Source organism: Bradyrhizobium manausense, assembly GCF_001440035.1.
Lineage (GTDB): Bacteria > Pseudomonadota > Alphaproteobacteria > Rhizobiales > Xanthobacteraceae > Bradyrhizobium > Bradyrhizobium manausense.
On record NZ_LJYG01000011.1, the window covers coordinates 1 to 7,660 of the forward strand.

Annotated in this window: 8 protein-coding genes and 2 pseudogenes; 7 read left to right on the plus strand and 3 right to left on the minus strand. The window is 59.2% G+C overall.

Features of this window, described 5'->3' with window-relative positions:
- Positions 1–118: 118 nt before the first annotated feature.
- The gene (locus AOQ71_RS01815; RefSeq protein ID WP_057740977.1) at positions 119–1,555 is read left to right on the plus strand and encodes an IS4 family transposase; all 1,437 of its coding nucleotides are present in this window, start codon (positions 119–121) and stop codon (positions 1,553–1,555) included.
- Between the two features lie 1,342 nt (positions 1,556–2,897).
- Here the strand turns inward: AOQ71_RS01815 and AOQ71_RS01820 are convergent.
- Positions 2,898–3,309: pseudogene (locus AOQ71_RS01820) on the minus strand (ATP-binding protein); the annotation flags it as partial.
- A gap of 315 nt (positions 3,310–3,624) precedes the next feature.
- Here AOQ71_RS01820 and AOQ71_RS44640 point away from each other — a divergent pair.
- The 6 genes and pseudogenes from AOQ71_RS44640 (at position 3,625) to AOQ71_RS01840 (ending at position 6,686) form a co-directional block, all read left to right on the plus strand.
- A complete protein-coding gene (locus AOQ71_RS44640) occupies positions 3,625–3,810 on the plus strand; it encodes a hypothetical protein (RefSeq protein ID WP_157083326.1) in 186 nt (61 codons plus the stop codon).
- Complete coding sequence (locus tag AOQ71_RS01825) at positions 3,785–4,384, plus strand: recombinase family protein (protein WP_245316622.1); 600 nt, start codon at positions 3,785–3,787, stop codon at positions 4,382–4,384. The genes AOQ71_RS44640 and AOQ71_RS01825 overlap by 26 nt, the downstream gene beginning before the upstream one ends.
- A gap of 49 nt (positions 4,385–4,433) precedes the next feature.
- Positions 4,434–4,826: an IS5 family transposase gene (locus tag AOQ71_RS50105; RefSeq protein WP_057741000.1), complete on the plus strand. Its 393-nt coding sequence runs from the start codon at positions 4,434–4,436 to the stop codon at positions 4,824–4,826.
- Positions 4,827–4,913: 87 nt separating this feature from the next.
- Positions 4,914–5,186, plus strand: a complete 273-nt coding sequence (locus AOQ71_RS50110; protein WP_057741008.1) for an IS5/IS1182 family transposase — start codon at positions 4,914–4,916, stop codon at positions 5,184–5,186.
- A gap of 148 nt (positions 5,187–5,334) precedes the next feature.
- Positions 5,335–5,475 (plus strand): annotated as a pseudogene (locus AOQ71_RS50115) (recombinase family protein); the annotation flags it as partial.
- A complete protein-coding gene (locus AOQ71_RS01840) occupies positions 5,442–6,686 on the plus strand; it encodes a helix-turn-helix domain-containing protein (RefSeq protein WP_057741002.1) in 1,245 nt (414 codons plus the stop codon). The pseudogene AOQ71_RS50115 and the gene AOQ71_RS01840, both read left to right, overlap by 34 nt.
- 16 nt (positions 6,687–6,702) lie before the next feature.
- On the opposite strand, the gene AOQ71_RS01845 is transcribed toward AOQ71_RS01840, so the two are convergent.
- A complete protein-coding gene (locus AOQ71_RS01845; protein ID WP_083513854.1) occupies positions 6,703–7,038 on the minus strand; it encodes an ATP-binding protein in 336 nt (111 codons plus the stop codon).
- Positions 6,984–7,660, minus strand: a 677-nt coding sequence (locus AOQ71_RS45840) for a transposase (protein WP_162268297.1), incomplete at its 5' end; no start/stop codon positions are given. The genes AOQ71_RS45840 and AOQ71_RS01845, both read right to left, overlap by 55 nt.

Sequence of the window (7,660 nt, forward strand, 5' to 3'; positions counted from 1 at the left end):
CTTCCAATTACCCACAATTTGCGGTCGATTTAGACGACGTGTCCGCGGCGAAAACTTGAATCGGCAGAATCTCTTGTGATTCGTTGTCGAGCACCTGATTCGAATTTGATGGTGCTTGGTGGGCTTGGTACTAAAGGATCTTGCGGAAGCGCGTGCTCAGCGATTGACGACCGGCATCGAGACGTGGGTTGATCGGGAAGTTGCGGGATGCGAGTTTAAGGATGAGCGGCTCGGCCGCCGATTTTGCAAGTTGCTCGGGCTGATCGGGAGCGACATGGGTCAGAGCATCCCGCTGGTTTGTCAGGACTGGGCGAACACGAAGGCCGCGTATCGCTTCTTCTCCAACGAACGGGTCAACGAGGCGGATATTCTTGGCGGCCACTTTGAGGCGACGCACGGGCGCGCGACGACAACGGAGGGGCCGATCCTTGTCCTCCATGACACGACGGAATTCAGCTTCAAGCGAGAGAAGCCGGATCTGATTGGCTTTACAGGTAAGACGGCAGGGCGCACGCAGTGCGGCATCCTGATGCATTCGAGCCTCGCCGTGACGACCGAGGGGCTTCCGCTCGGACTGGCGGCAATCAAGTTCTGGACACGCAAGAAGTTCAAGGGGACGACGGCCCTGAAGCGAAAGATCAATCCGACACGGGTTCCGATCGAGCAGAAGGAGAGCATCCGCTGGCTGGAGAATTTACGACAATCGACCGACCTTCTCGCTGCCCCTGGACAATGCGTTCATATCGGCGATCGCGAGAGCGACATCTATGAGCTGTTCTGTCTGGCCGAAGAGGTTGGAACGCATTTCCTGGTGCGAACCTGCGTTGATCGACTCGCCGGGGACGGCAATCATACAATTGCCGACGAAATGGACGAGGTCGCGGTCAAAGGTCTGCACCGGGTGGCTGTCAAGGATGACAAAGGTGATCCGGATGAAGCGCTTCTTGAAATTCGATTCCGCAAGCTTCGAATTCTGCCGCCGATCGGCAAGCAGAAGAAATATCCTGCACTCACTCTGACCGTGATCCATGCTCAAGAGCGCGGAACGCCGAAGCGGCGAAAGAAAATCGAGTGGAAGCTTCTCACCGATCTCCCGGTCCAATCGCGCAAGGACGCCATCGAGAAGCTCGAGTGGTACGCGCTGCGGTGGAAGATCGAAGTCTTCCATAAGATCCTCAAATCGGGCTGCAAGGCGGAGGAGTCGAAATTGCGAACCGCTGAGCGATTGGTCAATCTGATCGCGGTCTTCTGCATTGTGAGCTGGCGCGTCTTCTGGATGACGATGCTCAATCGCTCCACGCCGAATGCGCCGCCGCAAACGGCGCTGACGGAAACCGAAATCAAGCTTCTCGATCATTTGGTGAAAGATCGGGGTGCCAACCGCTCTCAACGAACCACGATCTCCCACTACGTCGTCAAGATCGCGCGGCTCGGAGGATACTTGGCCCGAGCCAACGATCCGCCTCCAGGAAATACCGTGATCTGGCGCGGACTATCGCGACTGATCGACATCGAATTGGGGGCCGCGATCGGGGCTAAAATTATGGGTAATTGAAAGCTCAGCTTGGCGCTTACCATACCTCATCGGATGGCGCAGGTACTTCGGCTTCTGCCAGACCCCGCGCGTGCTCACAAACCTGGATCCGTCGGAGACTGCGAATGTACTCTGGCGGCAATGACGGAACGGGCATAACCGATTCACGGAGCTTCGCCGCCTCGGCATCGCGAAGTTCGCCGCATCGGTCGCTGCCGGTTCACCAACGGGACTCTGGCGCATGTCCGGACACCCGGCGGTTCAACACGCCCTACGAAATCAGGGGGTCGACTCTCTTGGTCTCAAATCTTCATGCCTGTGCCGGTTTAATTCGATCGAACCGCCGTGGTACGGACCCGTATGCCCGGTGGTGTGGGAGTTGCGCCTTGCAAGCGCGTTGAAGTCTGCCGTCTGCGATGACGGCCGTGGCAAAGCCTAGCGAGCAGCCGCGAACCGAGTCTTGCGTGGCGTCCGGTAACGGCCGCTGCGAAGCGTAAACAGGGAGGTTGTAGGCCGGAATCAAGTGAACGGGGATAGCCCCGAAATCGAACGTGATCGGAGTAGCCGACCCTGTCTCTCAAAGGGGGAAGGCGGAAATCGCAACCCGCGTCATCGCGAGCGGGCTGAGGTGCTCCCGGGGTTCGTACCGCCAGCATGCAACCAAAGGAAGCAACGTGAACAAGGGAGATCCATCCGGTTCAAGCGCAAGCTTGTAGGACCTGCCAAGCCGATGAGGTGAGAAGGGTCTGATGACCGGGTGGAAGTCAGACTGACTGATAGTGTGCGCTGGGCAGCGCATGAATCATGGGGGTTGAAGTCCCCTCGGCGCTCGGATGAGGGGCGCTGTATCCAAAAGCGGGGGTAATGCCTCGCTGGCCGGGAGAGCAAGAGGGTATGGAGAAGTCTAAGCGGGCACGCAGGCGAAAGCCGGAAACAGCCAAGACGGACCTGGAGCCAGTTGCTCGGCGTATCCCGGAGGACAGGGCGTCCGAGCGGTCCGGAATCCGAAGGGTTTGAGGAGAAGTATCGAGCTGTAATCAATGGGAGCCACCCCGACGATGAACAGGTCGGCCAAAGATGGGGCAAGGTCGAGTCCGCACTATTGGGACGAAGGCGCTACTCATTCACCTGCGTATTCCAGGGATGGCGATCAGCGATTCCAGGCAATCGTGATCACGGTTTCCAGACGATGGTGATCACTTGCGGAGGCGAACACGACTGACGTGTTTATGTGTGCTGGAAATGATCTTCCTGGTCATCCATAGGAGGGACCCGCGTGCGGCGCGGAGTGGCCCCCACGAGCGACGCAGCGGCGCGCGCGGGAGGGACCTGTGGGCCGGTGGGGCGATCGGGCGCGCTGTGGTCACGCTGTTGTCCTATCGTCAGCCCGACGACGCAGGCTATCGCCCTTGAGCTCGATGCGGTGGGCGTTGTGAATGATGCGGTCCAGTATGGCGTCGCCGAGTGTGGGATCGGCAATCACGTCGAAACGGGGACCTGACTTGTGATCAACAATGATCCTTTGTCGTAGCGATCATCAACGATCTCGAGTAGATCACGGCGCTGGTCGGCAGTGAGCGTTCGGGTCCCCAGTCGTCAAGGATGAGGAGATTGACGCGCTCCAGCGCCGCGATCAGACGGGCGAGACGACCTTCGCCACGCGCCTGGGCGAGATCGGCGAACAAGCGGGGCACGCGCTTGTAGAGGACCGAGAAGCCGTCGCGGCAGGCCCTGTTGCCGAGCGCGCAAGCCAGCCAGGATTTGCCGGTGCCGGTCGAACACGCGACATACTACCCAAGAACATCCGTTTGAAGTCGTCGTCATTCGATATCCGTATCATCCGCGCGCCGGCGAACGCGTTACTGTTCTGAGGCAAGTCGTTCACGGGGCGTGTCTTCACTTCGTGATCGAACAGCCAGACCGTACTCGCATCCTCCTGCCAGCATGGATGACCGAGAGTTCCGCAGCGACATTGCCGCTGGTCAAGGTCCCGCGGCTTTCCTTGGAGGCGCTACGAGAACTTCGCTGCCTCGTTGATGCACAGGGCCTATCGTCATTGTCGTCCGGACCGAGTCGGACGATTGGAGGCGATGATGGAACAACGATGGCGACAATTCGATCTGATGGTCCTCGCAGCAGAAGCAATTCGGCACCCGCAGTTCGATCCGATAGTTTGTTCGGAAGTCACCAGCCTACTCAAGCTCCTTCTCAAGGAATGCTGCGCCGTGGCCGCAAAGGTACAAGAGGCAGATGATGATGAACAAGATCACGCCTGATCACTTGGCGCGTAGCGCCTATCTCTACGTGCGACAATCGACGTCTGACCAACTCGTCAACAATCCCGAAAGCCGCCGACGTCAATACGCTCTCGCAAGTCGTGCTCGGACGCTTGGTTGGCAAGATGTGGTCGTCATCGACGATGACCTTGGCCGCTCGGGTGGCGGCACGGCGCGCCCCGGATTTGAACGCTTGTTGGCCGCAATTTGTACCGGTGGCGCCGGCGCCGTGCTGGCGAACGAGGCTTCCCGCCTAGCCCGCAATGGCCGCGATTGGCATACGCTTCTGGAGTTCTGCACGCTGGTGAACACTCTGATTATTGACGAGGATGGCATCTATGACCCAAAGCTCACGAACGACCGGCTGCTGCTTGGGATGAAGGGGACGTTTAGCGAGCTTGAGCTATCGATCCTGCGACAGCGGTCACAAGAAGCATTGCGCCTCAAAGCGGTGCGCGGGGACCTCCATACGTCCGTAGCCGTTGGTTACCTGCGCAGCGCTGACGATCGCCTGGAGCTGGATCCTGACAAGCGAGTGCGTGAAGCGCTCCATCTAGGGTCTGTACCTAATTAGCGAACTTTGATTCCCTGGCACCGAGTTGATTCGGTGCGGGGGGCCTTGGATGCGCAAAGGACTGTTCTGGCTCAACGACGAGCAATGGGCTCAGATAAAGCCGCATCTGCCAACGAACCAGACCGGCCCGGCGCGCGATGATGATCGACGCATCATCAGCGGTATCATTCACATGCTTCAGTGCGGCGCGCGCTGGCGCGATTGCCCACCCGACTATGGCCCGTACACGACGATCTACAATCGTTTCAATCGCTGGGCCAAGCGCGGACATTGGCAGGCGATCTTTGAAGCGCTCGCCCGCTGTGGCAAGGACGGCGTGACTTTGTCCATCGACTCCACCACGATCAAAGCGCATCGCTCGGCGAGCGGCGGAAAAGGGGGGAGCATGAACAGGCGATCGGCCGCTCGCGCGGTGGGCGGACCACGAAAATCCACGCGCTGAGCGACCCTGATTGCAGACCTTGCGCATTTCATCTCACTCCGGGGCAAGCCGCAGATATTGCCGCAGCACTTGAAGCTCGCGCCGCCCATGTCTAGCCTCATCGGGGACAAAGGCTACGACGGCGACGGCTTTCGCGCCGAAATCGTCGATCGCGGCGCAAAGCCCGTCATTCCAAACAAATCCAACAGGGTGACCCTCCACAGCTTCAGCAAACGTGCCTACAAAGGGCGCAATGTCATCGAGCGCTGTTTCTGCCGGCTCAAAGATTTCAGGCGTGTCGCTACTCGATATGACAAACTCGCCAGGAACTTCTTGGCCGCAGTCCACCTCGCCGCCATCGTCGCCTATTGGATCAATTGAGTCTGAACCCTAGCATTCCGCAAGTTTGCGGAGTTCGGCAGCGTGCGCCAAGTTGTGATTTGGTTGTGTGACGAAGGCGTCAAGATGCCGATTGTCGTGTATGGTCCGCGAGGACGAATAGTGGAATGGCGAGCTACCTCGCTACAATACAATCCATCGGTTACTGACCAATCCGGTTTACGCCGGTGCGTATGTGTTTGGTCGAACTGGTTCGCAGGTTCGAATCGAGGCTGGCCGTAAGCGGATCGCACAGGAGTGCGCCGTCCGCAGAAAGACTGGGAAATTCTGATTCGTGATCACCATGAGGGCTATATCTCCTGGCAAGACTACGAGAATAATCAACTGACTATCAACGGGAACGCCAACATGAAGGGCGAGATGGTGCCGGGATCAGTGCGCAATGGCGGTGACTTTCTGGTCGGCCTGTTGCGCTGTGGGCATTGCGGACGCAAGCTCAGAGTACAGCATAATGGGCTGCGGGGTGTCGCCCGGTACGTCTACAACGATGCCGCCGTCAATCATGGACGGCGCGCCAAGTGTATTGCATTCGGCAACATGCGGATCGATGCGGCGGTATCGAGCGAAGTATTGTTACTGATTGCGCCACTCGGCCTTGACGCTGCCCTGCAAGCGATCGTGGAGCGGGAGCGCGCCGGCACGGGGCGGCTGCGACAGATCGAGCTGGCGCTGGAGCAAGCGCGCTATGAAGCGGCCCGCGCACACCGGCAATATGATGCGGTTGATCCGGAAAACCGTCTGGTCGCTAGAGATCTCGAGCGACGATGGAATGAACGGCTCGCGGAAGTGGCGCGGCTCGAAGATGAACTCCGTGTTGCAAGCGATAAGCAGCCGCCCATCTTAAGTGACTCTGAGCGTGCGGAGATTTTAGCTCTAGGGACCGATCTGGAGCGCTTGTGGAGCCATCCAGCTGCCTCGGCTGCAATCCGCAAGAGGGTTTTGCGTGCGGTGCTTGAAGAGATCGTGGTGACCGCAGAGCGTGGCCATCTCGAGCTCAATCTGCATTGGAAGGGCGGCGACCATACTGCACTCCAAGTGGTAAAGAAACGGATCGGGCAGCATCGCTGGAAGACCGATACCGCGACCGAACACCTGATTTGCGACCTCGCACGTGTGCTGTCCGATGGGAACATCGCGTCAGTTCTCAATCGACTTGCGGTACGGACCGCAAAGGGTAATAGCTGGACCCAACAACGGGTGCGGACCTTCCGGAACGATCATGGCGTTGCCGTTTACCGGGAAGGCGAACGTGCAGAGCGCGGCGAGATGATTTTGCACGAAGCAGCGAGTCGCTTGCAGGTCAGCAAGATGACGGTTGTACGTCTTATCAAAGACGGCATCCTGCCGGCTAAACAAGCCTGCATTGGTGCACCGTATGTTATTCGAGAGGCAGACCTTGATCTGCTGGCGGTGCAGCGCGCGATCAAAAATGGGCGTGCAGTCCCATCCGATCCACGACAAGGATGTTTGGAATATCAATGACGTAGGGAGATATGGATCATGCCACCAGTCCGGTCGGACCGACGATGACGAGATGGTTGTGCTCGCGGATCCATTGGCAGGTGGCGAGGCTCTGAAAGAGGGAGCGGTCGAGACCACGAGCTGTGCGATAGTCGACATTCTCGATGGTAGCGGCCTGCCGGAGCTTGGCACTCTTCAAGCGCCGTAGAGACGGCGGGTCGCGGGCGGTGACCTCGCGATCGACGAGGAGACCGAGCCAATCGGGGTGCGGCATGTCGGCGGCCTCGGGATTGTTCTGCAGTTCGATGAGGGTATCGGCTATGGCGGTGAGGCCGAGCGCGCGCAAGCGGTCGACGGTCGGATGAATGAGCACAATGATCTCCTGATTAGTTGTAGTAGCTGCGGCCGCGGATCTTGGCGTGGAAGAGGATGGGCGCCTCCTGGGCGGGAGGAGCGGTTTTGTCGGCGGCGTTCTTGAGGATGGCGACGATCGACTTGTAGGAACGGGCGTTGAGCAGCAGCGCGGGCGCAGGCGGCGTCGACACGTTCCTCGCCGTAGCGCTTGACCAGCCCGAGAATGCCGATGGCCGAGCGGAAGCCCTGTTCCGGATGCGGCCGCGACCGCAGGATGACCTCGATCAGCGTCTCGGCGTCGGGCCCCACCTTGGCGGCTTCAGAACGAATCCGCTCAGGGGTCCAGTCGCGGTAACGGCGATGCGAGCTTGGCATATGCTCGGCGATCGTCGTTGGTCGATGCGGCAGAGTGCTGCGCAGATGCGAGGCGACGCGCTTGCCGCGCAGGAAAATCTCGACGGTTTTTAGTGTGATCCGTGCCTCGACCTCTTCATGCACGAGGTTGTGAGGCACGCTATAGTAATGCTTGGCAAGCTCGACATGATAATCGAGGTTCACCCGACAGCGCTTCCATTCAGCGTACACGTAGGGTTCGTCGGGCAATGGGGTCAGTGCTGGTCGGTCGAGCTCCTCGAACAGCT